27 protein-coding genes are annotated in these 24707 nt (G+C 65.9%); 16 read left to right on the plus strand and 11 right to left on the minus strand.

Annotated features, from left to right (window positions below):
* Positions 1-32 precede the first annotated feature (32 nt).
* The 3 genes from QX073_RS23165 (at position 33) to QX073_RS23175 (ending at position 2236) form a co-directional block, all read left to right on the plus strand.
* Positions 33-1292 (plus strand): acyltransferase, encoded by a 1260-nt coding sequence (locus QX073_RS23165; RefSeq protein WP_316226428.1) that lies wholly within the window; start codon positions 33-35, stop codon positions 1290-1292.
* Positions 1293-1518: 226 nt separating this feature from the next.
* Positions 1519-1773 (plus strand): hypothetical protein, encoded by a 255-nt coding sequence (locus QX073_RS23170; protein WP_315750248.1) that lies wholly within the window; start codon positions 1519-1521, stop codon positions 1771-1773.
* Positions 1774-1966: 193 nt separating this feature from the next.
* Positions 1967-2236 carry a hypothetical protein gene (locus QX073_RS23175; protein WP_315750247.1) on the plus strand — a complete coding sequence of 90 codons (270 nt, stop codon included), beginning with the start codon at positions 1967-1969 and terminating at the stop codon, positions 2234-2236.
* A 33-nt stretch (positions 2237-2269) separates the two neighbouring features.
* On the opposite strand, the gene QX073_RS23180 is transcribed toward QX073_RS23175, so the two are convergent.
* Positions 2270-2890 carry a glutathione S-transferase gene (locus QX073_RS23180; protein ID WP_316226429.1) on the minus strand — a complete coding sequence of 207 codons (621 nt, stop codon included), beginning with the start codon at positions 2888-2890 and terminating at the stop codon, positions 2270-2272.
* A 109-nt stretch (positions 2891-2999) separates the two neighbouring features.
* Between QX073_RS23180 and QX073_RS23185 the strand changes: the two genes are divergently transcribed.
* On the plus strand, positions 3000-3500 hold the full coding sequence (locus QX073_RS23185) for a mismatch-specific DNA-glycosylase (RefSeq protein ID WP_316226430.1): 501 nt from the start codon (positions 3000-3002) through the stop codon (positions 3498-3500).
* Positions 3501-4352: 852 nt separating this feature from the next.
* Here the strand turns inward: QX073_RS23185 and QX073_RS23190 are convergent.
* Positions 4353-4793, minus strand: a complete 441-nt coding sequence (locus tag QX073_RS23190) for a hypothetical protein (protein ID WP_315717830.1) — start codon at positions 4791-4793, stop codon at positions 4353-4355.
* A 448-nt stretch (positions 4794-5241) separates the two neighbouring features.
* On the opposite strand from QX073_RS23190, the gene QX073_RS23195 reads away from it, so the two are divergent.
* Together QX073_RS23195 and QX073_RS23200 are read left to right on the plus strand one after the other, a co-directional pair.
* A complete protein-coding gene (locus QX073_RS23195) occupies positions 5242-5511 on the plus strand; it encodes a helix-turn-helix domain-containing protein (RefSeq protein ID WP_315717831.1) in 270 nt (89 codons plus the stop codon).
* A 161-nt stretch (positions 5512-5672) separates the two neighbouring features.
* Entirely contained in the window at positions 5673-6200 is a 528-nt protein-coding gene (locus tag QX073_RS23200) for a collagen-like protein (RefSeq protein ID WP_315827118.1), read from the plus strand.
* Between the two features lie 30 nt (positions 6201-6230).
* On the opposite strand, the gene QX073_RS23205 is transcribed toward QX073_RS23200, so the two are convergent.
* Positions 6231-6503, minus strand: a complete 273-nt coding sequence (locus QX073_RS23205) for a DUF2277 domain-containing protein (RefSeq protein ID WP_315717862.1) — start codon at positions 6501-6503, stop codon at positions 6231-6233.
* 96 nt (positions 6504-6599) lie between these two features.
* Between QX073_RS23205 and QX073_RS23210 the strand changes: the two genes are divergently transcribed.
* The 5 genes from QX073_RS23210 to QX073_RS23230 all read left to right on the plus strand — a co-directional run bounded on the left by QX073_RS23210 (position 6600) and on the right by QX073_RS23230 (position 12728).
* Positions 6600-7661 (plus strand): alpha/beta fold hydrolase, encoded by a 1062-nt coding sequence (locus tag QX073_RS23210; protein WP_316171682.1) that lies wholly within the window; start codon positions 6600-6602, stop codon positions 7659-7661.
* Between the two features lie 21 nt (positions 7662-7682).
* Entirely contained in the window at positions 7683-8036 is a 354-nt protein-coding gene (locus QX073_RS23215; protein WP_410052329.1) for a hypothetical protein, read from the plus strand.
* A gap of 187 nt (positions 8037-8223) precedes the next feature.
* Positions 8224-9345: an efflux RND transporter periplasmic adaptor subunit gene (locus tag QX073_RS23220; protein WP_316193147.1), complete on the plus strand. Its 1122-nt coding sequence runs from the start codon at positions 8224-8226 to the stop codon at positions 9343-9345.
* Complete coding sequence (locus QX073_RS23225; protein ID WP_316193148.1) at positions 9346-12420, plus strand: CusA/CzcA family heavy metal efflux RND transporter; 3075 nt, start codon at positions 9346-9348, stop codon at positions 12418-12420.
* Positions 12417-12728, plus strand: coding sequence for a DUF3240 family protein (locus QX073_RS23230; protein WP_315717836.1), 312 nt, complete (start codon positions 12417-12419; stop codon positions 12726-12728). The genes QX073_RS23225 and QX073_RS23230 overlap by 4 nt, the downstream gene beginning before the upstream one ends.
* A gap of 95 nt (positions 12729-12823) precedes the next feature.
* On the opposite strand, the gene bfr is transcribed toward QX073_RS23230, so the two are convergent.
* Both bfr and QX073_RS23240 read right to left on the minus strand, forming a co-directional pair.
* On the minus strand, positions 12824-13309 hold the full coding sequence (bfr, locus tag QX073_RS23235; protein ID WP_316171679.1) for a bacterioferritin: 486 nt from the start codon (positions 13307-13309) through the stop codon (positions 12824-12826).
* A 120-nt stretch (positions 13310-13429) separates the two neighbouring features.
* Positions 13430-13714, minus strand: coding sequence for a bacterioferritin-associated ferredoxin (locus tag QX073_RS23240; protein WP_315717838.1), 285 nt, complete (start codon positions 13712-13714; stop codon positions 13430-13432).
* 629 nt (positions 13715-14343) lie between these two features.
* Here QX073_RS23240 and QX073_RS23245 point away from each other — a divergent pair.
* On the plus strand, positions 14344-14664 hold the full coding sequence (locus QX073_RS23245; RefSeq protein ID WP_315717840.1) for a hypothetical protein: 321 nt from the start codon (positions 14344-14346) through the stop codon (positions 14662-14664).
* 214 nt (positions 14665-14878) lie between these two features.
* Positions 14879-15160, plus strand: coding sequence for a hypothetical protein (locus QX073_RS23250; protein WP_257169446.1), 282 nt, complete (start codon positions 14879-14881; stop codon positions 15158-15160).
* 87 nt (positions 15161-15247) lie between these two features.
* Here QX073_RS23250 and QX073_RS23255 read toward each other — a convergent pair whose 3' ends face one another.
* The 3 genes from QX073_RS23255 to ettA form a co-directional block, all read right to left on the minus strand.
* On the minus strand, positions 15248-16435 hold the full coding sequence (locus tag QX073_RS23255) for a lytic murein transglycosylase (RefSeq protein ID WP_315717841.1): 1188 nt from the start codon (positions 16433-16435) through the stop codon (positions 15248-15250).
* Positions 16436-16566: 131 nt separating this feature from the next.
* Positions 16567-17145, minus strand: coding sequence for a TIGR00645 family protein (locus tag QX073_RS23260; protein ID WP_315717843.1), 579 nt, complete (start codon positions 17143-17145; stop codon positions 16567-16569).
* 142 nt (positions 17146-17287) lie between these two features.
* Positions 17288-18937 (minus strand): energy-dependent translational throttle protein EttA, encoded by a 1650-nt coding sequence (gene ettA / locus QX073_RS23265; RefSeq protein WP_315717864.1) that lies wholly within the window; start codon positions 18935-18937, stop codon positions 17288-17290.
* Positions 18938-19241: 304 nt separating this feature from the next.
* Between ettA and QX073_RS23270 the strand changes: the two genes are divergently transcribed.
* Both QX073_RS23270 and QX073_RS23275 read left to right on the plus strand, forming a co-directional pair.
* A complete protein-coding gene (locus QX073_RS23270; RefSeq protein WP_315717844.1) occupies positions 19242-19460 on the plus strand; it encodes a hypothetical protein in 219 nt (72 codons plus the stop codon).
* A 124-nt stretch (positions 19461-19584) separates the two neighbouring features.
* Complete coding sequence (locus QX073_RS23275) at positions 19585-20547, plus strand: D-2-hydroxyacid dehydrogenase family protein (RefSeq protein WP_316171678.1); 963 nt, start codon at positions 19585-19587, stop codon at positions 20545-20547.
* Positions 20548-20628: 81 nt separating this feature from the next.
* Here QX073_RS23275 and QX073_RS23280 read toward each other — a convergent pair whose 3' ends face one another.
* Positions 20629-21867, minus strand: coding sequence for a L,D-transpeptidase (locus tag QX073_RS23280; RefSeq protein ID WP_315717846.1), 1239 nt, complete (start codon positions 21865-21867; stop codon positions 20629-20631).
* Positions 21868-22297: 430 nt separating this feature from the next.
* Here QX073_RS23280 and QX073_RS23285 point away from each other — a divergent pair, with 430 nt between their 5' ends.
* A complete protein-coding gene (locus QX073_RS23285; RefSeq protein ID WP_315717847.1) occupies positions 22298-23248 on the plus strand; it encodes a hypothetical protein in 951 nt (316 codons plus the stop codon).
* Between the two features lie 14 nt (positions 23249-23262).
* Here the strand turns inward: QX073_RS23285 and sseA are convergent, their stop codons facing one another.
* Together sseA and QX073_RS23295 are read right to left on the minus strand one after the other, a co-directional pair.
* A complete protein-coding gene (gene sseA / locus QX073_RS23290) occupies positions 23263-24120 on the minus strand; it encodes a 3-mercaptopyruvate sulfurtransferase (protein WP_316171677.1) in 858 nt (285 codons plus the stop codon).
* A 113-nt stretch (positions 24121-24233) separates the two neighbouring features.
* The gene (locus tag QX073_RS23295) at positions 24234-24647 is read right to left on the minus strand and encodes a rhodanese-like domain-containing protein (protein WP_315717849.1); all 414 of its coding nucleotides are present in this window, start codon (positions 24645-24647) and stop codon (positions 24234-24236) included.
* Between the last annotated feature and the right edge of the window lie 60 nt (positions 24648-24707).

The following is a 24707-nucleotide window of genomic DNA, read 5'->3' on the forward strand; positions in this document are numbered from 1 at the left end:
CCGAAACATTATCTCCGAAAATTTCACGATAGATGTTTTATTCATTGCCGATCCATGCCCTGTTGCGCCTCGTCGGCGCCGCCACGGCGCCATTGCGGGAGGCGATCCGGGAGGCCTTCCAGGCCCAGGTCTATCCGCTCGGCTACGTTCCCTCGCATGACGGCATGCGCGGGCTGATGACGCTGGGCGTCGTCACGGCGCATGTCTCCCACAGCCTCGTGCCGGGCGCGGTGCTCTATATCGACCTGTTCTTCGTCGCCAGCGCCTATTACATCACCGGCCTGCTGCTGCGGGACATCGACAAGCACGGCCACATCAGGTTCCGGCAGTTCTACGCCCGGCGCTTCGCCCGGATCGTGCCGCCGCTGCTCCTGATGCTCGCGGCCTATCTGCTGTTCACCTGGCTGCTGCGGCCGCCATTGCTGCCGGCGGTCGAGCGCGCGGCGATCGCGCTCTCCTACATTGCCAACTACTGGTATGTGCTCGATCCGAAGACGATCGAGGACATCGGCCACACCTGGACCCTGTCGACCGAGGAGCAGTTCTATCTGCTGTGGCCGCTGACCTTCGCGTTCCTGGTGAAGCGGTTCGGCGTGACCTGGCGGCTGGTCGGCGCCATCTGCGCCATCGCGGCCGCAATCTGGGCCTGGCGCGTGGCGCTGGTGATGGATGGCGCGGAGTGGCGTCGGCTCTACACCGCGTTCGATACCCGCGCCGATGCGCTGATGGCAGGCTGCGCCATGGCCGTCGTGCTCAGGCTGGTGCCGCAAGGCACCTATCCCGCGCTCGATCGCCTGTGGCCGAAGCTCGCATGGCCGCTGCTGATCTACTGGATCATGGTCACCTTCCTGTTCTGGCCGGCGGACGGGCCGAGCATGAACTACTATCTGTTCGGCAGCATGGTGTGCGGCGTGCTTCCGGGCGTCCTCGCGCTGACCATGCTGGGGCGGAGCCACGGCACGATCTGCCATCGCATCTTCGAATGGCCGGTGGCGATCTTCCTCGGCCGGATCTTCTACGGCATCTATCTCTGGCACCTGCCGATCCTGAACTTCCTGGACAGCTATGGCGTCTGGTGGCCGCTGCGGCTCGCGATCGGGCTGCCGCTGTCGATCGTGGCGGCGACGCTGTCCTACGCCTATCTCGAGCGCCACTTCCTGCGCCGGCGCGCGCAGCCGGTCACCTCGCCGCCGATCGTCACGGGCGCGTCTCCGGTGCTGGTTCCGGCAGCGAGCTTCGGCGCGGATCTCCGCTTCTCGTCGCATGCGAGCACCGAAGGCTTCCGCCCCTGAGCCGTGCGCCGAGGTCGCCGAAACGACCGCGCCAGCCCCGCAATCAAGTCGACGCGCCGAGCCTGCAGACCCGCCTCCCCTTCCGCAGGGATCATCAGGAGTGATCAGGTGACCACGATCGCGCGCTTTTGACGCACACGTTCCGCAGACTTGCCTTCAAAATGAACGAGACCGCTCCGACATAGGGCCACCCGCTGGCCGGGCCAGTTCGTTGCCGGAGTTGACGATGCCTCGTTTCACCACAATCTTTTTTGCTGCATCTCTCGCGGCCGCGCTGCTCGCCGCCGCGCCCGCCCAGGCCGGCTACTACATCATCCGCTGGGACAACACCGGCATCTGCCAGGTCTGGAGCGAGGCCTTCGCCTTCAAGCCGGTCGCATGGCCGTCGAGCTATCAGGTCATCAGCCGGCCGGAGCCGACGTTCAACGACGCCGTGACCCGGCAGATCAGGCTGCGCCAGCAGGGCCGCTGCACGCTGTGAGCCCGCGCGCGCCTTATGGCATCACGTGACGGCGGCAAGTCGTCGTTCACATCCAGGACATCGCTGTGAATGACGGCACGCGCGGCTTGCGTCGCGCGTGCTTTTGTCGCACCACTTTGGCCTTGGTCCGGCCGCAAGGCCGGTGGCCCGCGCGGGCGGGCGATTGTCGTTGTTTCGTTTGAGGAGATTGATGATGCGTCGCCTGACCACGCTCGCCGCCGCCGCGGCCATTGCAGCCGCCTCGATCGTGCCCGCCGCCTTCGCCGCGCCTGCGCCCAAGTCCGGCTACTACGTGATCCGCTGGGACAACACCGGCATCTGCCAGATCTGGAACACCGAGCTGCAGTCGAAGCCGGTGGAGTGGCCGTCGACCTACAAGATCGTGTCCAAGCCGGTGCCGACCTTCGTCGAGGCGACCAACATCCAGCTCAAGCTGCGCGACGAGCGCCGCTGCTTCCTGTAAGCGGCGTTCGCACGCAGTCGTACATGGCGGCGGTCAGGCTGCGCTGACCGCGCTCGCCTGCATCGGCACGAAGCCGGGCAGATCGGCGATCCGCGCCAGCCATGCTTGCACGTTGGGGTACGGCGTCAGCGATACGCCGCCTTCGGGCGCATGCGCGGTGTAGCTATAGAGCGCGACGTCGGCGATGGTCGGCGTCGCGCCGGTCAGATAGGGTCGCGCGGCAAGTTCGCATTCCATCACCCCGAACAGGCTGTTGGCGAGCTGGTGCGCCCGCGCCATGTCCAGCGGCACGCCGAACAAGGTCGCAACCCGCGCCGCCGCCGGGCCGAACGCGAGCGGACCGGCCGCGGCCGACAGCCAGCGCTGGACCTGGGCCTGGCCGAGCGGATCGCGCGGCAGCCACGTGCCGGAGCCGTCATAGCGGCCGGCGAGATAGACCAGGATCGCATTGGAATCGGGGATCACGGCGTCGCCGTCGACCAGCACCGGCACCTGGCCGAACGGATTGAGCGCGAGGAAGTCCGGCCGCTTGTGCGCGCCGCCCTTGAGGTCGACCTCGACGAGCTCGCAAGGCAGGCCGAGCAGGCTCAGCATCAGCCGCGCGCGATGCGCGTGGCCGGAGAGGGCGAAATGGTACAGACGACGTTGCGACATCAGGTGCTCCCGTGGCTCCGCGTCACCTAGACCAGGGACGCCGCAGCAACAATGCGGCCTCCCTGCAACAGGCTGTTGCAGCGGCTGCAACAATGCGACAACGCCAGCCATGGACCGCCTGCCCGACCAGCTCCAGCCCGGCCTGCGCCTCGTCTTCGTCGGCACCGCCGCGAGCGAACGCTCGGCGGCGACCGGGCACTACTACGCCCATCCCGGCAACCGTTTCTGGCGCACGCTGTTCGCGGTCGGCCTGACACCGCGGCTGTACCAGCCGCAGGAATTTCCGGCGCTGCTGTCGCTCGGCATCGGCTTCACCGATCTGTGCAAGCTGGGCGCGGGCATGGACCATGTCGCGCTGAAGGCCGGCGTCGACGTCGCCGGTTTCGCCGCAAAGATCCGACACCATCGCCCGGCAACCGTCGCCTTCACCAGCAAGAAGGCCGCGAGCCTGTTTTATGGCCGGCCCACCAGTGCGATCACGCTCGGGCGACAGCCGAAGCAGGATGATTTCCCGGTCGTGTTCGTGCTCGCCTCGCCCTCCGGCGCGGCGTCGGGTGCGTGGACGCTCGATCCGTGGGAGGAGCTGGCGGCGCATGTCCTATCGGATTAGTAACGGCATCTTCGCGGCGAACAGCTCTCTCCGCCCCGTCATGGCCGGGTTTGTCCCATCCATCCACGTCGATTGTGCTCGGAGGATGACGTGAATGCCCGGGACAAGCCCAGGCATGGCACCACAACCAATTGCGACGATCCAGCCAGTGACAATTCAGGCGGGCTGCAACGGCAGTGTTGGAAGCCATCAACATCGTCAAGCTCTGCCCGACGGGCAATCCGCGCATGCACACCATGCACGAACTGCCCGTCGTGTTAGTTTGCCGCAGGCATCAGCGCTTGCCATGTCGGGCAAATCAGGACGATGTTTCCGCTCAACCCGCCTCATGCAGAGGGACGTACGCGTCGTCACGATACGTGGAGGTGGGCCGCGGTGGACGTGATCGCTGCGCCCGACGAGCGCGGCTGTCACGTACGGTGAAGTCGTGATGTCCTGATACCCCGAAGCTGGTATCACGTGCGTGCTCATGCGGAAGCGTGACGCGTGCAATGGCGGCCAACAAGCCGGCGCGCCAGGGAGACCACGTATAAGCCGTCAGACCATGCGCGCAGGGAAGGCCGGGATGTCTCCGCCGAACCTGTGGTTCTGCCGCGTGCTTATCTGTTGCACGCGGACCATGGGAGCGGCGAGCTCCCGGCCTTCCCTGCCCCTCTCAATTTTCGATGGGGCTCGCACGATGCATCCCTCGCGCACGCGGTGCGGCGAGAACGCGGACTTATGAGCAGGAGCGAGGGAGGGAGATGGTGTTGGCAGTGCTCAGCACGCAACGACGGTCCTCGCCCGCGCAGGCGGGCGATGACACCTGTTGTGAGTTGCTACGCAGCCACGATGACGACGACGATGACGCAACTACCTGATCGTGATCGCGAGCCCGGACAGATCGACGTTCGCCAAGAGGCCGATCTGTTCACCCGAGAGTTCCAGCACCGCGCCCTTCTGGTTGGTCAGCACGATGCCGCGCACGCCGCGGCCGACGGCGAGGCCCGCGCCGGCGGCGCCGTAGACGCCCTCGACGTCGGACGGACGCCAGATGTTGCTGACGCGGCCGCGCAGCACCGTGCGCGAGCCGCCGAACACCAGGCCCCAGTCGAGGCCGCCGGTCGACAGCGGATAGGCGCGGCCGTGGAAGTTCAACACGCCGCTGCCGCCGGAGCCGCCGATGATCCACCCCGCCTTGTAGATGGTCAGCGTGATGAAGCCGCCATCCGCGTGCGCCGTGGCCGGAATGACGGCGCCGCAAGCAGCCGTCAGTGCCACCAGCAGACCGCGAAGCGAGGATGCAATTGTCATGGATGAAGTCTCCAGCGAAGTGAATTTGGGCTTGAGGTCATTCGATGGCCGTGTGTGACGATCGTGCCCCACCAAGCGAATCGATCGGGCCGAATTTAGCCCTTTGCGCGGCACCGCGCATGCGCCGCCGCCGGTGTGTTCGAAATGACGCGCTCTCACCGCAGGAATTTGGCGATGCAAACGGCCCGCCGCCGACATTGACGATGGCTGTCGGAGGGCATGCCGGCCGGGCGGGCCGTGATGTGCCGCCAGCGCCGGTGAAATGGGTCGAGACCCGCGCAGAACCAAGGCGATTTCAGGGTATTTGGCGCGCTGGAGGCGGCCGGACGCCGGCGTTAAGGCCCCATTAACCTTGTCCGACCACGGTGATTTACGGGCTGGATGTTTAGTTGGTCTCGATGTTTACGCGTCGTTTCAGTGGCGGCGCGGGCGTTGATCGGGAGGAGTTATGTCGCAAGAGTTGTCATCCGAAGCCGCAAGTCCGTCACTCGTGCCGCTTGCCATGCCACCGTCGCGCTCCGCGGCGGAGGTCCTGCCGCTGTTGATCGGCACGCCCTTGTCCGAGATCGAGCGCGAGCTGATCGTGCAGACCCTGGCGCGCTGCAACGGCAATCGTACCCACGCCGCAAGGCTGCTCGGCATGCCCGTGCGTACCTTGCGCAACAAGATCCGCATCTACACGGCCGACGGCATCGCGGTGCCGGCCTATTCGGCCTGATCCGACGGCGGCCACGCGATATCCCATCGCGTGGAACTCATCAGGATGCGGCGCCGATTGATGTTGATCAATCGGCCTCGCAGCCCTGCTGCAATTGCTGCCGTCGTCGCGGCTCTGTTAGGCTTCGCTGCGAATCAAAGACGTGTAGCGGAGTTGCGGTAGTGGCAAGGAATCCGGCCGGACGCGGCCTGCAGGGCCCGGTGGGTCCACGTGGCCCGCAAGGGCAGCCCGGGCGGCGCGGACCGGATGGTCAGCGCGGCAAGCCCGGTCCCGACGGCAAGGCGGGTCCGCAAGGCAGGCCCGGTCCGCAGGGGCCCCGCGGCGAGGCCGGTCCGCCAGGCAAGCCGGGACCTGCCGGACCGCAAGGTCCGCAGGGCGAGCCGGGAGCGCCAGGCACGCTGCCGACGATCGATCAGCTGATGCCCTGGCTGGAGCAGATCTTCGCCGCCTATGACGACTACAAGCGCAACCGCGATCGCGAGGCGCATGAGCGCGAGGCCGAGCTGGTCGCGGTGCGCGACATCTTCGCCGCCACCACGCATGACGATGCACTGGACGAGGCCTTCGAGGACGACGATCCGCACGACATCGACCTCCCGAAGAAGAAGAAAAAGAAGAAGGGCAAGAAAAAGAAGAAGCACGACAAGCACGCCCAGGGGCGCGGCGACCACGACGACGAGGGTTTCTGAGCTTCGCCCTCCGTCAGGGCACGATAGGCCTCAGCGCGGGCCGAACCGGGCCGCCGAGCGTTCCCGCGCCTTGGCCGCCTCGATCTCGCGGTCGCGCGGCGGCGCCTGGGTCTGCAGCGAGGTCAGGAGCCGCCGCGCGGCGTCGGCCACCTCCTCGACCGCGCGGGCGAAGGCGGCCTCGTTGGCCTGGGAGGGCGCGTTGAAGCCGGACAGCTTGCGCACGAATTGCAGGGCCGAGGCCTGAATTTCAGCCTCCGTCGCCGGCGGCTCGAAATTGAACAGCGTCTTGATGTTGCGGCACATGATGAGTCCCATCAATCCGGTACTGAACCAGGTCGCAGACCGTGCTATCATGCCTCCGACGCGGCCGGAAGAGTCGCGCATGATCAGGGGGAGTCCATGTTTCGACCGCTTGCCGCCGTTCTTGCCGCCGTCGTCGTTGTTTGCGCGCCGGCCCGCGCCGCCGACTATCCCGCCCCGAAGCAGGGCGACTTCGTCGTCAAGGATTTCAAGTTCCACACCGGCGAGACGCTGCCGGAGCTGAGGCTGCACTATACGACCGTCGGCGAGCCGACCGGGCAGCCGGTGCTGGTGCTGCATGGCACCGGCGGCTCAGGCGGAAGCATGCTGGTGCCGACCTTCGCCGGCGAATTGTTCGGCAAGGACCAGCCGCTCGATGCGAGCAAGTACTACATCATCATTCCCGACAGCATCGGCCACGGCAAATCGTCAAAACCCTCCGACGGGCTGAAGACGAAATTTCCCGCCTATGACTATGCCGACATGGTCGACGCGCAGCACCGCCTGCTGACCGAGGGCCTCGGCATCAAGCACCTGCGGCTCGTGATCGGCAATTCGATGGGCGGCATGCACAGCTGGGTGTGGGCCACGCGCTATCCGGACTTCATGGACGTCGCGGTGCCGATGGCCTCGCAGCCGACCGAAATGGCGGCCCGCAACTGGATGCTGCGCCGGCTGATGCTGGAGACGATCCGCAACGATCCCGACTACAACGGCGGCAACTACACCGCACAGCCGCGCATGATGAAATACGCCGTCACGGCCTACGCCACCGCCTCGGCCGGCGGCACCATCGCCTACCAGCTCGCGGCACCGACCGCCGCCAAGGCCGACAAGCTGATCGAGGAGCGGCTCGCCACGCCGATCCCCACCGACGCCAACGACTTCATCTATCAGTGGGACTCCTCGCACGACTACAATCCGTCCGCCGATCTCGACAAGATCAAGGCAACCGTGATGCTGATCAACTCGGCCGACGACGAGCGCAATCCGCCGGAGACCGGCGTCACGGTCGACGCGATGAAGCGCGTCGCCAACGGCAAGCTCTTCCTCATCCCGACCTCGGCCGAAACGCGCGGCCACCTGACCACGGGAAACGCGAAGTTCTACGCCGAGCCGCTGCGCGAATTGCTGGCGACGGCGCCGCAGCGCGGCATGTAGATCGGCGGAGGGAGCGAACGAATGCGCAGGACGATGCTGGCCGCTGTCACGATCGGCTCGTTCGCCTGCGCGACCGTCGCGCCGGCCTTCGACAATGGGCAGTTCGACAACGTCCCGCCCGATATCCGCGCGTGGTTCAAGAGCGTGATCGCGCCGAACGGCGTGCCATGCTGCGATGTCTCCGACGGCCACCGCACCACCTATGACGTCCGTGACGGCACCTATTGGGTACCGATCGAAGGCCGGTGGATGCCAGTGCCGGAACGCGCCATCATCCGCGACCGCGGCAACCCGATCGGCGAAGCCGTGGTGTGGTACGTCCATCACCGCGGCGACATCATCATCAGCTGTTTCGTTCCCGCCGATGCGGTATGATGCGCATGTGCGCCATCTGACTGCGACTGCTGCGAGTCGTTGGCGACAAGACAGGTCTCAAGCGAGATTTTCAGCTCGGCTCGCGGGCTCGTGACCGGCCCCTGTTGACGCAGGTCAACAAATACGGAAATTGGCCGAAATAGTGTGCAGAATGCGTCATGCATGAACGCGAAGATTCCTGATCGAAATGCTCAAGCGATTGTTTTTCCGGTCCGCAGGCCGTCTGGCCCGCGCGTCTCTCGCGCTGGCTCTCATCGTCGCGCCCTGCGCCGCGTTGGCCGATGATGAGCTGAAGCTCACGCCAAGCCAGGCGCAGAACCTCGGCGTGCGCGTGACGCATCCGATCTCCAGCCGGATGGACAGGACCCTGCCTTATCCCGCGCAGATCGTCATTCCCACGCCTCAACTATGGGTCGTCAGCGCGCCGGTTGCGGGGATGATCACCAACCTCGCTGTTGCCCGCGGCGATCGCGTGACCGTCGGACAGCCGCTGCTCACGCTGGAGAGTCCGAGCTTCGTCTCGCTCCAGCGCGATTACCTGCACGCGCTGGCACAGGAGGGACTCGCGGCTCAGCAGTTGAAGCGCAACGCCGACCTGTTCGAAGGCAAAGCCATCCCGCAACGCGTGCTGGAGTCGAGCCAGGCCGAAGCGCGCCAGGCCAGCATCGTCGTCGCCGAACGACGGCAGATGCTGCACATCAGCGGGCTGTCGGACGAAGCCATCGCCCGGCTCAGCAATGAGGCGGCGATCAGCGCGACACTCACCGTGACGGCGCCACGCGCCGCGTCCGTGGTCGAGATCGCGGTATCGCCGGGCCAGCGCCTTGAGCAGGCCGCGTCCCTGGTAAAGCTTGCGCGGCTGTCGCCGCTATGGGCCGAGATCGCGATCCCCGCGACCAACATCGGCGCCATCAAGACCGGCGCCAAGGTCGACATCGAAGGCTATGCGACACCGGGCCAGGTCATCCTGGTGTCCGAGACGACAGATGCCGCCACGCAGACCATTCTCGTCCGCGCCGAGATTCCAAACAACGGTGAGCTGCATTCCGGACAGATGGCGGCCGCTCGCATCGGCTTCATCTCGGCAGGCGAAAGCGCATGGGAGATTCCCTATAGCGGCCTCGTCCGTCGCGGCGAGCAGACCTCGGTGTTCGTCGCCACGGAAGGCGGTTTCCGGCTCGTCCCCGTGACGCTGCTCGCGGAGGATCAGGATCACGTCGTCATCGCCGGCCCCCTCACGGACAAGGACGAGATCGCCATCGGCGGCATCTCGGCGCTGCGCGGCATCCTCTCGCGACTGGGGCAGTAGATGCTACAGCGGCTTGTCGCATTCGCGCTGTCGCAGCGGCTCTTCGTCATCCTGAGCACACTGCTGGTGATCGGCGCTGGCGCCGTCGTCCTGCCGAGCCTGCCGATCGATGCCTTTCCGGACGTCTCGCCGGTCCAGGTGAAGATCATCATGAAGGCCCCCGGTCTGACGCCGGAAGAGGTCGAGCAGCGCATCACGGTCCCGATCGAGCTGGAGCTGCTCGGATTGCCGAACAAGAAGATCCTGCGCTCGGCGACGAAATATGCGCTGGCCGACATCACCGTCGACTTCGAGGACGGCACCGACATCTACTGGGCCCGCAATCAGGTCTCGGAGCGGCTCTCCAACATTTCGCGCGACTTCCCCGAGGGCGTGAGCGGCGGCCTTGCGCCGATCACGAGTCCGCTCGGCGAGATGTTCATGTTCACGATCGACAGTCCCGATCTGTCGCTGGCCGAGCGCCGGACCTTGCTCGACTGGGTCATCCGCCCGGCCCTGCGCACCGTGCCCGGGGTTGCCGACGTCAACGCGCTCGGCGGCTATGTTCGCGCCTTCGAAATCGTGCCGCGGAACGATGCGCTGGCGGCGCGCGGCATCTCGTCCGAGCTGTTTCGCAAAGCCATCGAGGCCAACAGCCGCAACGACGGTGCCGGGCGGGTCAACCAGGGCGAGGACAGCGCGCTGGTCCGCATCGAGGGCAGCATCCGCGGCATCGACGACATCCGCGCGATCATCGTCGACACCCGCGACGGAATCCCGATCCGGGTCAGCGACGTCGCCCGGGTCAAGATCGGCGCCCTCACCCGCTATGGCGCCGTCACGAAAGACGGCAAGGGCGAGACCGTCGAGGGGCTCGTGCTCGGCTTGCGCGGCGCCAACGCCGGACAATTGGTGCGCGACGTTCGGGCGCGGCTGGATGAGCTGAAGCCGTCGCTGCCGAGCAGCGTCACCATCAACGTGTTCTACGACCGCAGCCGGCTGGTCAACCGCGCCGTCGGCACGGTGGTGCGGGCGCTGGGCGAAGCCACGGTGCTCGTCGTCGTGCTGCTGCTGCTGTTCCTCGGCAATTGGCGCGCCTCGCTGGTGATTGCGCTCAGCCTGCCGCTCGCGATCGTGATGGCGCTGATCGTGATGCGGGCTGTCGGCATGTCCGCCAACCTGATGAGTCTCGGCGGCCTTGCGATCGCCATCGGCATGCTGATCGACGCGCTGGTCGTGGTGGTCGAGAACATCGTCGGCAATCTCGCAAAGCACGATCACGCAAGCACCACGCCGCTGATCCACGTCGTCTACCGCTCGGTCTGCGAGGTTCTGCAGCCGGTCGCCTCGGGCGTCCTGATCATCATCATCGTGTTCGTTCCGCTGCTGACCTTGCAGGGGCTGGAGGGCAAGCTCTTCATTCCGGTCGCGCTGGCGATCATCTTCGCCCTGGCCGCGTCGCTGCTGCTGGCGCTGACGGTGCTTCCGGTCGCAACATCCTTCGTGCTCACATCCGCGTCGCATGACGATCCATTGCTGATCCGCGCAGCGCAGCGCGTCTATGCGCCCGCGCTCGACTGGGCGCTCGGCAACGAGCGCAAGGTGATCATCGCGGCGCTGGTCTGCCTCGTTGCCGCGGGATATGGCTACACCCGGCTGGGCAAGACCTTCATGCCGACGATGGACGAAGGCGACGTCATCGTCAGCGTGGAGACGCTGCCGTCCGTCAATCTCGACGAGTCCCTCGCCATCAATGCCCGGCTGCAGACGGCGTTGATGAAGGTGCCAGACGTCGCCGGCATCATCGCGCGCACCGGCTCGGACGAGCTCGGGCTCGATCCGATGGGACCCAATCAGACCGACACGTTCCTGGTGCTCAAGCCGGCAGACCAGCGGCAGACCAGCGACCGCGATGTCCTGCTCGAGACGCTTCGCGAGGTCCTGACCGGCTTCCCCGGCGTCTCGCTCAGCTTCACGCAGCCCATCGACATGCGCGTGCAGGAGATGATCAGCGGCGTGCGCGGCGACGTCGCGGTCAAGATCTTCGGCCCGGACATCACCAAGCTCAACGAGATCGCAGCGAAGCTGTCGGCGATTCTGTCCGAGATCGATGGAGCCCAGGACGTCTACACGACCCTCAACGAAGGCGCGCAGTACTACACGATCGTCGTCAACCGGATGGAGGCGGGCCGGCTCGGGCTCACGGTGGACTCGATCTCGGCCTCCCTGCGCACGCAGATCGAAGGCCGAACGATCGGCACCGCGCTCGAGGAGGGACGCCGGACGCCGATCCTGGTCCGCGGCGGCGAGGCCACGCGGCAGGCGCCGACGATGCTGGCGGCGCTGCCGCTGACGCTTGCGTCCGGCCAGCATGTTGCGCTCTCGCAGGTCGCACGCATCCAGCGGGTCGATGGCCCGGTGAAGATCGATCGTGAGGACGGCAACCGCATGAGCGTGGTTCGCAGCAATGTCCGCGGCCGCGACATGGTCGGTTTCGTCCAGGCGGCTCAGCAAAGGGTCGCAGCCGAGCTGCCGCTGCCGTCCGGCTATCGGCTGACATGGGGCGGGCAGTTCGAGAACCAGCAACGTGCGGCCGCGCGTCTATCGGTCGTGGTGCCGGTGGCGATCGGCTTGATCTTCGTGCTGCTCTTCACCACGTTCGGCTCGGTGCGCCAAGCCCTGCTCGTCCTCGTCAACATTCCGTTTGCGCTGATCGGCGGCGTGTTCGCGCTGGTCTCGACCGGCGAATACCTCTCCGTTCCAGCCTCTGTCGGCTTCATCGCACTACTCGGAATCGCCGTGCTCAATGGTGTCGTGCTGGTGTCTTATTTCAACCAGTTGCGCGCTCACGGGGTCCCCGAGCAGCGCATCGTGGTCGAAGGCGCCAAGCGCAGGCTGCGGCCTGTGCTGATGACGGCGAGCATCACGGCGCTGGGTTTGATCCCGCTGCTGTTTGCATCGGGGCCCGGATCGGAGGTCCAGCGTCCGCTCGCGATCGTCGTGATCGGCGGCCTGCTGTCGTCCACGCTGCTGACGCTGATCCTGTTGCCGATCCTGTATCGCCGCTACGGCGCTGCTGCGAAGGAAGCCACATGAGCAGCCAAGCCGTCTGCCTGACCCTGATCGTGCCGGATGCACTTCACAGCGAGGTACTCGACCATCTGAGCGAGCAGACCGATCTCGTGACGGGCTTTACCGCCTCGGAAGCAGCCGGACACGGTGCGCGCGTCCGGCTACGGAGCGCTGCAGAGCGGGTGAAAGGACATGCCGACGAGGTCGTCGTGCGGATCGTGTTGCCGGAAGAGGATCTCGAGCGGCTCCTCGAGCGGCTCAGAAGCGCGTTTGCGGGAACCCAGCTCGTCTATTGGGTCGTACCCGTCACCGCCTTCGGCATCATCGCGTGAGCGGGTTCGACGTCAGGGGCGGTCGATTCAAGGCTTGAAACACCAGCCCTGAATCGCCTCCCGTTCCGAAGCGGACTGCCGCCTCGCCGACGCCGTCAGTGCTCGCTCTCGAGGCCGCCGACGTGCTTCTGCGTGTAGAGTTCGAGACCGATGCGGTCGATGAGGTCGAGCTGGGTCTCGAGGAAGTCGATGTGATGCTCCTCGTCCTTCATCAGCTGCTCGAACAGGTCGCGCGACACGTAGTCCTTGACGCCATGACAATAGGTTGCGGCTTCCTGATACAGCGTCCGCGCACCGATCTCGGCGGCGAGATCGCATTCGATGATCTCCTTGACGTTCTGGCCGATGCGCAGGGGATCGAGCACCTGCATGTTGGGGAAGCCGTCGAGGAAGAGAATGCGGTCGGTGAACTTGTCGGCGTGCTCCATCTCCTCGATGGATTCCTTGCGCCAGACCTTCGCCATGTCGAGAAGGCCCCAATTGTTCAACAGACGATAGTGCAGCCAATATTGGTTGATGGCAGTCAGCTCGCTGCGCAATCCCTTGTTGAGATATTCGATGACCTTGGGGTCGCCCTGCATGGATAAGCTCCGAAAAAGTTAGAGGCCGCAGGCGCTCAATAACAGGTTCGAAGTGCGGAGACGACCCCCGTTCATGTGCATTTTTCGGGCGGAGAACGACGCGACTGACGGCAATGCCTGTCAGCAGGCAGCGAGCGCGAAACGGCTCTGAAGGTCGTCATCGATCGCCTTCACCGGTGTCGTCCCATGGTGGTGGCCGTGCTGACAGCCGGCCTGGCAGGCGCGAGCACAGGGACCCAGCGCCTCGTCGATGATCGTCTTGATCGTGCGCGCACAGCGGCCGCATTCCGCGCTGCACCCCAGGCAACCGTAGACCTGCTTGGGGTTCCGCGGCAGTTCGTCCGCGGACTTCACCGCGTTGCGGATATCGTGATCGCTGATGACGTTGCAGGAACAAACAATCATGAGAAACCGGCCAATCGTCCTTGGTCAGGTATCGATAGTCATCCGCAGCTACCCGCGCAAAGGGAAAACGGCGCTTTTGAAGCTATTCCAATTTCGCGATCAATCTAGAATGCCTCCAACTGTACGAGCTTGCCGCAGATCAAAGTTACCGCCGAATAACAATGGTGGGCGGCGATCGAGCAGGCGCAACTCAGTCGCCACCACCACCGTCCCCTCCACCACCGTCCCCACTGTCACCTCCGCCGTCGATCGGGTTTCCCATGACGTCCGACGAGGTATTGGAAAACCAACTTGCGAGACCGCCGCCCTGACTGGAGCTGGACCCCCCGTGGGAGTCGACGCTGGTGCTGTCCGCGGACGAACGGCGGCGGTTGGGCCTGCGGTCGACACGAACCAACAGCGCGTAGCAGACGGCCGAGGTCAATCCGATCGCCACGACCATCGCCATCGTGGGGGTCATGCCGGCTCCAATGCGGCAGTGAATTTTGTGCAATGCAGCATTGAACGTATCCTGGACTTGGGTCGTCCAATGGGACGCCCCCGTTCATTGATCATTCAAGCGGGATGTGTGAACCTGCCGTATCGCTTGATACGCGATCCGCCGACCTGGAGTGAGAGAGGTTAAGGTCATGAAGAAGACTCTTGCGGCCCTGGCCGCCGTCGCAACGCTGTCGACCGCAGCGCTGGCCCCTGCTCCTGCTGAAGCGCGCAATGGTCGTGTCGCCGCCGGTGTCGCTGCCGGCCTGCTCGGGGGTGCCCTCATCGGTGGCGCCATCGCTGCGGGCAGCAATCCCTATTATTATGGGCCCGGATATTCTTACGAACCGGGCTACTCCTATTACGGCGGGCCTGCCTACGTCGCCGATCCTGGCTACGCCTGCTATTGGCAGCGCCAGCGCTTCTGGGACGGCTACGGCTGGCGGATTCGCCGCGTCCGGGTTTGCGAGTGATCGTTCACCTTCATTAATTCCATGACCTTGCACCGGAATTTCGAGAACGGCGGCCGGCACGGCCAGAAAAAACCGTTTTTCCGTCGCATCAGGTCGAACAGAGTTTACGAAGGGTTGACGGATTGTCGTGTTTTCTCACGATGCTGACGGCCCAGATCGTGCGTGAATCACCAACCCGGCGCCTGCGAGGGCGCCTTCCAGGAGATCTCGGAACATGAAGAAGATCCTGACCGCAGTGCTTGCGGTTGCGACCATCGCCGGTTCGCTGAGCGTGACGGCACCGGCCGCCAAGGCTGGCGACGTGGGTGCCGGCGTGGCAGCCGGCCTGATCGGCGGCGCCCTGCTCGGCGGCGCGATCGCGTCCAGCCGTCCGGCCTATGGCGGTCCGGTCTACGTCGAAGCCCCTCCGCCGGGCCCGCCGCCGTGCGTGTGGCGCCGTGAGCGCTATTGGGACGGCTATGGCTGGGTGTCCCGCCCGGTTCGCGTCTGCTACTGATCCTGACGATACATCTCGATGCGAAAAGCCCGGCCTTGCGGCCGGGCTTTTTACTGCCGGCTCCGGCCTTCGCACCGAATCGGCCGCTCAGCGCGCGGCGTTGATCGCCTGCAGCACCGATTCGCTCGGCCAGCAGTCGACCTTCAGGCCCGCCTTCTTCTGAAATGCGCCGAGCGCGGCGCGGGTCTGCATGCCGGCCTTGCCGTCGAGCTTGTCGCCGTAGAGACCGAGCCGCGTCAGGCCCTTCTGCATCGCCTCGACGTCCTTGCTCCGAAGCTGCTTTGACGCCGACCATGGTGTCGCGAACGGAGCCGGGCTCGTCATACGGTCCGCGAGGTGACCGACGAACAGCACATAGAGATCGGAAAAATTGTATTCCTTGATGACGAAGTAGTTCGCCGTCGTCAGGAACGCCGGACCATAGATGCCCTCAGGCTGCAGCAGCGACGCGGGCTGCTGCTGCTCGGCTGCGCTGAGCCGCTGGCCGCGTACCGGGACAAAGCCGGCGCGCAGCCATTCGCCGATCGGCTTCTTCACCTCCGGCACGCCGATCGCGCAGTCGACAGTCGCTGGCGGCTTGACCTCGTAGGCCCAGCGCAGGCCGCGCTGCCACCCCTTGTTGGCAAGCTGCAGCGCCGCCGAGCCCAGCGCGTCCGGCACCGAATGCCAGAGATCGACCTTGCCGTCGCCATCGAGATCGACACCGTGCTTGTAGTACTCCGACGGCAGGAACTGGGTGAGCCCGACCGCCCCGCCCCATGACGCCCTGAGATCGCGGCGCGACACCACGCCGTCGCTCAGCATCTTCAGCGCCATGATGAACTCGGTGCGGTACTGGTCCTTGCGGCGGCCGACATAGGCCTGCGTCGCCAGCACGCGCAGCGCATCGTAGGGCAGCGCATAGCGGCCGAAATCGGTCTCCCGGCCCCAGATCGCAAGCACGACCGGCCCCGGCACGCCGAAGCGGCGCTCGATCTCGGCGAGTGCCGGACGATATTGCTGGATCAGCTTCTCGCCGTGCGCGGCCAGCCGCGCGATCGACGCTTCCTTGATGTAGTCGGCTGGCACCTGCACGAACTCGGCCTGCGCCGGCGCCCCCGTCGCGGGCCGGCCGGGCAGCAGCAGATCGGGAAGCTTGTAGTCAGGCTCCAACCCGCGCGTCTCCGCCTCGAACGTCGCACGGGAGACGCCCTGCTCCTTGGCTTCGGGCCAGAGCGAGTTGATGAACTGCGTGAAGGCGGCGTCAGCCGCGCTCGCTTGGCCATCGCCGAACATGCAGAGCGCCAGACCGACGAGAACGAGCCTGCGCAAACGGAGTAGCAGCTGCCGAACCATGCCTCAGGGCTACCATAGCCCGCGGCACTTGTGAACGTCAGCAGGCCACCGACGGAACCCGAGGCTGCCGCTCAATGCCCCGCCTGCTTCGTCTCTTCGATCGCGGCATTCGACAATTTGTCGACCACGGCGATGCCGATCGCGGAGAGGATGAAGACCGTGTGGATGATCGTCTGCCACATCACGCCGGTCTCGGTGTAGTTCGACTTGCCCGACGAAAGCGCGCCGGCCTCGATGAAGGTGCGCAGCAGGTGGATCGACGAGATGCCGATGATGGCCATCGCCAGCTTGATCTTCAGCACGCTGGCATTGACGTGGCTGAGCCATTCCGGCTCGTCGGGATGGCCCTGCAGATTGAGCCGCGACACGAACGTTTCGTAGCCGCCGACGATCACCATCACGAGCAGGTTCGAGATCATGACCACGTCGATCAGTCCGAGCACGGCGAGCATGATCTGCTGCTCGGAGAAATCGAACGCGTGCGCGAACAGGTGCCAGAGCTCCTTCAGGAACAGCACGACATAGACGCCCTGCGCGATGATCAGCCCGACATAGAGCGGCAGCTGCAGCCAGCGCGAGCCGAAGATCAGCATGGGAATGGGGCGCAGCGCTCCGCCCTTGGAGGACAGGGTCGCGTCGGAGGAAGACATGTGAAGAATCTCGCGGCTGGGAGGGATTGCGGATCATGTATCTACGCAATCGCAGCACGCGGAAAAGCGACAACTGGCCGCAGCCGGGGCGCGACGCTTTGTCTCGGAACAGAGACCGCGTCGCGCCTCGCGAGATCAGGGATCAGCGCGTCAGCTTCTTGTACTTGACCCGGTGCGGAATCACGCTGTCCTGGCCGAGCCGGCGCATCTTGTCCTTCTCGTAGTCCTGGAAGTTTCCTTCGAACCATTCGACATGGCTGTCGCCCTCGAAGGCCAGCATGTGGGTCGCGATGCGGTCGAGGAACCAGCGATCGTGGCTGATGATGACGGCGCAGCCGGCGAAATCCTCCAGCGCCTCTTCGAGCGCACGCAGGGTGTCGACGTCGAGGTCGTTGGTCGGCTCGTCGAGCAGCAGCACGTTGGCGCCCGACTTCAGCATCTTGGCGAGATGAACGCGATTACGCTCGCCGCCGGACAGCGCCCCGACCTTCTTCTGCTGGTCGGCGCCCTTGAAGTTGAACGCCGAGCAATAGCCGCGCGAGTTCACTTCCTTCTTGCCGAGCAGGATCAGCTCGTTGCCGCCGGAGATCTCCTCCCACACGGTCTTGTTGCCATCGAGCGCGTCGCGCGACTGGTCGACATAGCCGAGATGCACGGTCTCTCCGATGGTGATGGTGCCAGCGTCCGGCTTCTCCTGCCCGGTGATCATGCGGAACAGTGTGGTCTTGCCGGCGCCGTTCGGACCGATCACGCCGACGATGCCGCCCGGCGGCAACTTGAAGGTGAGATTGTCGATCAGCAGGCGGTCGCCGAAGCTCTTGGACAATCCGTCGAAATCGACGACGTTCTGGCCGAGCCGCTCGGCGACCGGAATGATGATCTGGGCGGTCTGGGTCTGCTTCTCGCTGGCCTTCTTGAGCAGCTCCTCATAGCGCTGGTAGCGCGCCTTGGACTTGGCCTGGCGGGCCTTCGGCGAGGCCGCGATCCACTCCTGCTCGCGCGCCAAAGTGCGCTGATGCGCGGCATCCTCGCGGCCCTCCTGCTCCAGCCGCTTCTGCTTCTGCTGCAGCCAGGACGAATAATTGCCCTCGTAGGGGATGCCCTTGCCGCGATCGAGCTCCAGGATCCAGCTGGTGACGTTGTCGAGGAAGTAGCGATCGTGGGTCACGATCAGGATCGCGCCCGGATAATTGCGCAGGTGACCTTCGAGCCAGGACACCGATTCGGCGTCGAGATGGTTGGTCGGCTCGTCCAGCAGCAACAGCTCGGGCTGGTCGAGCAGCAGCTTGCACAACGCGACGCGGCGGCGCTCACCACCGGACAGCTTGGTGACGTCGGCATCGTCGGGCGGACAGCGCAGCGCATCCATCGCCTGGTCGACCTTGCTGTCGAGATCCCAAAGGCCCTGCGCCTCGATCTCGTCCTGCAGCTTGGTCATCTCGTCGGCTGTCTCTTCCGAGTAGTTCATCGCCAGCTCGTTGTAGCGATCGAGGATCGCCTTCTGCTTGCCGACGCCGAGCATGACGTTCTCGCGCACCGTGAGCTTCGGATCGAGCTGCGGCTCCTGCTCGAGATAGCCGACGCGGGCACCCTCGGCCACCCAGGCCTCGCCGGTATAGTCCTTGTCGATGCCGGCCATGATCTTGAGCAGGGTCGACTTGCCCGAGCCGTTGACACCGAGCACGCCGATCTTGGCGTCCGGATAGAACGACAGGTGAATGTTATCGAGCACCTTGCGGGTCGGGTAGGTCTTGGACAGACCCTGCATGAAATAGACGAACTGGCGCGCCATCGCGTGTCCCTTGAAGCCTGCCGGAATTTTCGGAAAATGGTTGCCGCTGATGTAACCGCGCGGTCCCCAAAGGGCAACCGGCGAGCCGGTCTCGGCGGGAACAAATGCCGGGAGAATCACGGTCGTTCCTGCGCCGGCCCGGCCTGCCGCCCACGGACGAATACGGGTCCATCACCTTGTGTGTGGCGGATCACGACAATTGCAACCATCTTTTAATTAATTCGGCGGGACACTCGGTCTCGGCCCGCAAGACCCCGCGCGCCCAAGCGGCAAAAGCCGCGACCGACAACAGCGAGAGCCCGTCATGGCAGCCTTCACCTCAGCCTCCCTGCCCGCTCCGGCGGCACACCGCAAAGACCGATCTGGGATCGCGGACGACATCCGCGGCTTCTGGCGCGAATTCGTCGCGCGCGCCTTCAACCCGTACCGGCCAGAATTGCACTACATGCGCGGCCCCGGCCCCGCCTGGCGCGCCAAGTACGGCCATGACGCCGCGTTCAGGCTGAAGACCCGCCTCGACTGATGTCTCCTGGTTCCGCGTGAGAGCGTGACGATGCCTTGCGCAACCACCGCGTTGCGCGCAAGCATGGCTCCATTCCTGACGGCATTCACCATTGCCGCCGTCCCCCGATGAATGGACCCTGCCGATGACACGGCTGCGCTGTGCGATCCTCGACGACTATTACGATACGGCCCTCTCGTTGGCCGACTGGCCCCGGCTGGCCGACAGAGTGGATGTGACGGCTTTCACACAGCCGTTCGGCAACGAGGAAGCGGCCGCCGGCGCGCTCACCGATGCCGACATCATCTGTGCGATGCGCGAGCGGACGCCATTGCCGCGCTCCCTGATCGAGCGGTTGCCGAAGCTGAAGCTCCTGATCACCTCCGGCATGCGCAACGCCGCCATCGACCTGGAGGCCGCCAAGGCGCGCGGCATCATGGTCTGCGGCACGCAATATGGCCGTGACCCCACCGCAGCGCTCACCATGGGCCTGATCCTGGAGCTGACCCGCAGGATCGGCCAGGAGAATGCTCTCATGCATGCCGGGCAGCCCTGGCAGACGCTGGGCGGCGTGGAGATCGAGGGCAAGACGCTGGGCGTGATCGGGCTAGGCAAGCTCGGCACCAAGGTCGCCGGGCTCGGCAAGGCGTTCGGCATGAACGTGATCGCCTGGAGCCCCAACCTGACGCCCGAACGCTGCGAGGCGGCGGGAGTAGGCTACGCGACCAAGGAGGAGCTGTTCACCGCCGCCGACGTCATCACCGTCCACGTCGTGCTCAGCGACCGCTCACGCGGGCTGGTGGGCGCGGCCGACATCGCGCGCATGAAGGCCACCGCCTATCTCGTCAACACCTCGCGCGCGCCGATCGTCGACGAGGCCGCATTGCTGCAGGCACTGCGCGACAAGCGCATCGCCGGCGCCGGCCTCGACGTGTTCTCCGTGGAACCGCTGCCCGTCGCCCATCCGCTGCGCCAGCTCGGCAATGTCGTGCTCACGCCGCATCTCGGCTACGTCACCGAGGAGAGTTTTCGCGCCCATTACGGCCAGATGGTCGATTGTATCGCCACCTGGCTCGCAGGAGCCGAGCCGCCGCGCCGGCTGGCTTGAAGCAGGCGAGCGCGGCCCTCACAGCAAAACACCCTCCGCGAGGAGGGTGTTTTCAACGTGATCAGCTCGCACACGCCCGCCTCAGCGGATCGTCACCGGCGGCGGCAGCGGCTGCATGTTGGCGGGCTGGCCAGCCGCCGGCACAGTCGCCTGGGCCTGAACGGGCGCCGGAGCCGGAGAGGCCGCGGCAGCAGCCATGTTCTTGCCGGAACCCGGAGGCGCACCGCCCGGCATCACGACCACGCGGGTGCCGACCTTGACCCGGTCGAACAGGTCGGCAACGTCGTCGTTCAGCATGCCGATGCAGCCGGAGGACACGAACTTGCCGATCGTCGACGGCTGGTTGGTGCCGTGGATGCGGTACACGGTCGAGCCGAGATACATCGCGCGGGCACCGAGCGGATTGCCCGGACCGCCGGCCATGAAGCGCGGCAGATAGGGCTGCCGCTCGATCATCTCGCTCGGCGGATACCAATCCGGCCACTCGGTCTTCTTGGTGATCTTCTGCACGCCGGTCCAGGTGAAGCCTTCGCGGCCGACGCGGACGCCGTAGCGCATCGCCCGGCCGTTGCCGAGCACCAGATAGAGGTAGGTGTTGGGCGTATCGACGACGATCGTTCCCGGCGGCTCCTTGGTGACGAAGTCGACCTCCTGGCGGCGCAGGTTCGCCGGCAGCGGCGCTGGCGCCGCGTCGGGTTGTTCCTCAGGCGGCAGAGCTGCTACCGTCATCGGACGATCTCCGGCGGACGGGGCCTGCGCCGCGCCCGCGACGGCGGGAGCGCCACCGACGGCGCCGGGCGGCCGCGGCGCGCCTGCGTCGCCACCAGGCGCGCTGTTGCCATAGGCGCCACCATAGGCCTGTTGGCTGGAGGCGGGACGATCACCGTAGATCACCGGGGGCGGACCAGCCGGGCGGCCATACCGCGGATCATCCGGGGACATCACCGGGCCGGTCGGAGCGGCCCCATAGACCGTCGCACCGGCCGGACGTCCATATCGGGGATCGTCGGGAGAAAGGATGGGACCGGTCGGAGCCGCAGCACCATAAACCGGCGCATTGGCTGGACGACCGTAGCGCGGATCGTCCGGCGAGATCACCGGGCCGGGTGGCGGCAACGCCGCGGAATTGCCGGGCGCATCCTCATCGTCGAGCGCGTCAAAATCCTGCCCCTGCCCGCGCGCGTCGGCCGGGTAGGGCGTCGGCGCCGGTGAATACGCTCCAGGCGCGGTCTGATAGACCTGCTGTGCCTCGGCAAACGAAGTTGCCGTCACGCCCGCTGCCGCGACCGCGCAAACCGTCAGGATTTGTCTGATCATCATCGCCCTTGCAGTATCCCCAAGCCGCCGATTGGGACCTTTGCTGTGCCAGATGGCCGAAGATAGCGGCGCATTCAAGACAATTCCGGCCAGAGCGGCCCGACTTCGGCAATTTGTGATCATGTCTCCGTCGTTGCACGGAAGTCTCACGCCGCCGAAAAAGTGCGGCGAAGCCCCCGCAGGCCCTATCGATGCCGTGATTTGCCGAGCGGGCGGGAACACTTCCGGTATTCTGACCTGAGCCTGATTCGCGATGCACGGCAGAAGCCGGCCTCGTCGCGAACGCGGCTATTCCCTGTGATCACCGCGTTCCCTACTGGCTCGAATGTCTCGGCAGTCCCCGCTGCCGTGGCGAGAGTTACCGTCAATGCTTCCCGGCTTTCGTTTTCTGGTCGCCGCGATCGTCTGTTCCATCTCTCTCACCATCTTCGGCATGGGCGCCGCGGCCCTGTTGCGCGCCGCCCACGAGCAGTTCGCCAGCAACGCGTCCTGGCGCACGACTCAGGCGTCGGGCTTCACGACGTTCCTACCGCCGGCCGAGCCCACGCCGGTGCTCGCAGTGCTGCGGGTGGATTCGATTCCGACACCGCCGGTGACGCCGCCGCCGGTCGTGGCCGATGCTGCCCCGGCAACGTCCGAACAGCCGAGCGCGCCGTCGACGGCGACGCCGCTCACAGAAGCGCCCGAAGTGACACCCGTTGCGGTGGCCACCGACGTGCCGACGCCCTCGCTGCCCGCGGAAACGGTCGACACGTCCCGCACCTCCGCCATTGTCGCGACCGCGTCCGCGACGAACGACCGGATCGAGAGCACCAAGCCGGAGCGCCCCATTCCGGACACGACCGCTTCGATCGTCGCTCCGGTCGAAAAAGCGTCCGACAGGCCGAGCATGGACAGCTCGCCCGAGACTGCAGCGCCGGCCCCGCCGCGGGCGTCGAGCGAAACGGCGGCCGCCGTGGTCGCACCACCGCCGCCAGTTCCTCAGGTCATCGCCAGCGCCGATCCGATGATGACGACCGCAGCCGCCGCTTCAACCGCGCTCGCGCCCGTTCCGGCGGTGCTCGATCCGATCGCGGCCAAGCTCGCCGCGCTGGCCGAACAGCCGGCTCATCAGGAGCGGCCTGCCGCCAGCGAGCATCGTGCCTCGGTGAAGGTCGCGAGCGTTCAGTTGCGCCGGAGCATCCTCAAGAAGCGCCAGGCCCGGGAGAAGCAGATCGCTGCGCGCCGCGCCAAGCAGCGGCGCATCGCCCAGCGGCTCCGGTCGGCTCGGCAAGCCGCGGCCGCCCAGCAGCAACAGACTGCCTTCCCCGATCCATTCGGACAGCAGCCGTTTGGTCAACCGCAGGCGGTCGGCCAGCAGGCTGCCGGGCCGCGCACGCGATAGGCGGAGCCAGCCGATCAGGCCGGCCCCGTCGCAACCGGCGGACCGTTCTCGATGCCCCACTCCGACCACGAGCCGTCGTAGAGCGCGGTGTCGCGGATGCCGAGACGATAGAGCGCCAGCGTCAGCACGGCCGCCGACACCCCTGAGCCGCAGGAGGTGACGATCGGCTTGGCGAGATCGACGCCGGCAGCGCCGAATGCCTCGCGCAACCGGTCGAGCGGCTTCATCACGCCGGTCGCCGCGTCAAACAGCTCCGCATAAGGCAAATTTCGGCTGCCGGGGATATGGCCGGATCGGAGGCCGGACCGCGGCTCGGCGACCTCGCCCGCGAAGCGCGGCGCCTGCCGTGCATCGATCACCTGCTCGGCATTGCCGGCGAGATTGGCAACCATCTGCTCGATCCGGCGCACGCGCGCGGCATCGAACTTCGCGCTGAACGTGCCGAGCGCCGGCGTGACCTGTCCGCTCTCGACCGGGCGCCCCTCCGCCATCCACTTCTTCAGCCCGCCGTCGAGCACGCGCACATCCGTGTGGCCGAATGACAGGAACATCCACCAGGCGCGCGGCGCGGCGACCCAGCCGCCGGAATCATAGACCACGACCGTATCGCCATTGCTGACGCCGAGCCGGCCCGCGTCGCGGCCGAACTGCTCGGCGCTCGGATACATGTGCGGCAGCGGATTGGAATGGTCGGAGACCTCGTCGACGTCGAAGAACACGGCGCCGGGGATGTGCGCCTTCAGATAATCGTCCTTCGGCAGCGGCAGCACACCCGGCATCTTGAAGGTCGCGTCGAGCACCTTCACCTTGGGATCGCCCAGATGCGCAGCGAGCCAGTCGGTGGAGACGAGAGGGTCGTCGTGGATGGTCATGCGCAAGAGCTCCGGACTTCACATTCAATCGTCATCGCCGGACTTGAGATCCGGCGATCCACCTTGTCGAAGCGATGGACACGCGGGTCAAGTCCGCGCGGGATGGGCAGCGATCAATCCTTCTTCTTCGGCGCCCAGGCCTCGACCGGCCCGCCGGCGTCGCGCCACGCCGCGAAGCCGCCGCCGATATGGGCGACCGGCGTCAGACCCATGTCCTGTGCGGTCTTGGCCGCGAGCGCCGAGCGCAGGCCGCCGGCGCAATGAAAGATGAACGTCTTGTCCTGCTGAAAGATCGGCTTGGCGTAGGGGCTCTGCGGGTCGATCCAGAACTCCAGCATGCCGCGGGTGCACGAGAACGCGCCGGGAATCCTGCCCTCGCGCTCGATCTCCCGGGGATCCCTGATATCGACGATCACGACATCGTCGCGCTTCGCCGCCGCGATCGCCTCAGCCGCCGAGAGCGTCTCGATCTCGGCGTTGGCTTCATCGAGCAGCGCCTTGATGCCGCGCGTGATGGTCTGGGGCATGCCTTCTTCCTTCGTCGTGTCCAGCCGTCGCGCGGCGCCGTTTCGACCTCGTCATTCGGG

The sequence above is a fragment of the Bradyrhizobium sp. SZCCHNS3052 genome, assembly GCF_032484495.1.
Classification (GTDB): Bacteria; Pseudomonadota; Alphaproteobacteria; order Rhizobiales; family Xanthobacteraceae; genus Bradyrhizobium.

What these genes read in the sequence shown, in the direction of transcription:
- QX073_RS23210 (WP_316171682.1), top strand. Translation starts at nt 6,600, where the DNA reads ATGTTTCGACCGCTTGCCGCCGTTCTTGCCGCCGTCGTCGTTGTTTGC.
- QX073_RS23230 (WP_315717836.1), top strand. Translation starts at nt 12,417, where the DNA reads ATGAGCAGCCAAGCCGTCTGCCTGACCCTGATCGTGCCGGATGCACTT.
- QX073_RS23250 (WP_257169446.1), top strand. Translation starts at nt 14,879, where the DNA reads ATGAAGAAGATCCTGACCGCAGTGCTTGCGGTTGCGACCATCGCCGGT.
- QX073_RS23170 (WP_315750248.1), top strand. Translation starts at nt 1,519, where the DNA reads ATGCCTCGTTTCACCACAATCTTTTTTGCTGCATCTCTCGCGGCCGCG.
- sseA (WP_316171677.1), bottom strand. Translation starts at nt 24,120, where the DNA reads ATGACCATCCACGACGACCCTCTCGTCTCCACCGACTGGCTCGCTGCG.
- QX073_RS23180 (WP_316226429.1), bottom strand. Translation starts at nt 2,890, where the DNA reads ATGTCGCAACGTCGTCTGTACCATTTCGCCCTCTCCGGCCACGCGCAT.
- bfr (WP_316171679.1), bottom strand. Translation starts at nt 13,309, where the DNA reads ATGCAGGGCGACCCCAAGGTCATCGAATATCTCAACAAGGGATTGCGC.
- QX073_RS23240 (WP_315717838.1), bottom strand. Translation starts at nt 13,714, where the DNA reads ATGATTGTTTGTTCCTGCAACGTCATCAGCGATCACGATATCCGCAAC.
- QX073_RS23260 (WP_315717843.1), bottom strand. Translation starts at nt 17,145, where the DNA reads ATGTCTTCCTCCGACGCGACCCTGTCCTCCAAGGGCGGAGCGCTGCGC.
- QX073_RS23255 (WP_315717841.1), bottom strand. Translation starts at nt 16,435, where the DNA reads ATGTTCGGCGATGGCCAAGCGAGCGCGGCTGACGCCGCCTTCACGCAG.
- QX073_RS23190 (WP_315717830.1), bottom strand. Translation starts at nt 4,793, where the DNA reads ATGACAATTGCATCCTCGCTTCGCGGTCTGCTGGTGGCACTGACGGCT.
- QX073_RS23215 (WP_410052329.1), top strand. Translation starts at nt 7,683, where the DNA reads ATGCGCAGGACGATGCTGGCCGCTGTCACGATCGGCTCGTTCGCCTGC.
- QX073_RS23225 (WP_316193148.1), top strand. Translation starts at nt 9,346, where the DNA reads ATGCTACAGCGGCTTGTCGCATTCGCGCTGTCGCAGCGGCTCTTCGTC.
- QX073_RS23275 (WP_316171678.1), top strand. Translation starts at nt 19,585, where the DNA reads ATGACACGGCTGCGCTGTGCGATCCTCGACGACTATTACGATACGGCC.
- QX073_RS23165 (WP_316226428.1), top strand. Translation starts at nt 33, where the DNA reads ATGTTTTATTCATTGCCGATCCATGCCCTGTTGCGCCTCGTCGGCGCC.
- QX073_RS23285 (WP_315717847.1), top strand. Translation starts at nt 22,298, where the DNA reads ATGGGCGCCGCGGCCCTGTTGCGCGCCGCCCACGAGCAGTTCGCCAGC.
- QX073_RS23220 (WP_316193147.1), top strand. Translation starts at nt 8,224, where the DNA reads ATGCTCAAGCGATTGTTTTTCCGGTCCGCAGGCCGTCTGGCCCGCGCG.
- QX073_RS23270 (WP_315717844.1), top strand. Translation starts at nt 19,242, where the DNA reads ATGGCAGCCTTCACCTCAGCCTCCCTGCCCGCTCCGGCGGCACACCGC.
- QX073_RS23280 (WP_315717846.1), bottom strand. Translation starts at nt 21,867, where the DNA reads ATGATGATCAGACAAATCCTGACGGTTTGCGCGGTCGCGGCAGCGGGC.
- ettA (WP_315717864.1), bottom strand. Translation starts at nt 18,937, where the DNA reads ATGGCGCGCCAGTTCGTCTATTTCATGCAGGGTCTGTCCAAGACCTAC.
- QX073_RS23295 (WP_315717849.1), bottom strand. Translation starts at nt 24,647, where the DNA reads ATGCCCCAGACCATCACGCGCGGCATCAAGGCGCTGCTCGATGAAGCC.
- QX073_RS23205 (WP_315717862.1), bottom strand. Translation starts at nt 6,503, where the DNA reads ATGTGCCGCAACATCAAGACGCTGTTCAATTTCGAGCCGCCGGCGACG.
- QX073_RS23185 (WP_316226430.1), top strand. Translation starts at nt 3,000, where the DNA reads ATGGACCGCCTGCCCGACCAGCTCCAGCCCGGCCTGCGCCTCGTCTTC.
- QX073_RS23195 (WP_315717831.1), top strand. Translation starts at nt 5,242, where the DNA reads ATGTCGCAAGAGTTGTCATCCGAAGCCGCAAGTCCGTCACTCGTGCCG.
- QX073_RS23245 (WP_315717840.1), top strand. Translation starts at nt 14,344, where the DNA reads ATGAAGAAGACTCTTGCGGCCCTGGCCGCCGTCGCAACGCTGTCGACC.
- QX073_RS23175 (WP_315750247.1), top strand. Translation starts at nt 1,967, where the DNA reads ATGCGTCGCCTGACCACGCTCGCCGCCGCCGCGGCCATTGCAGCCGCC.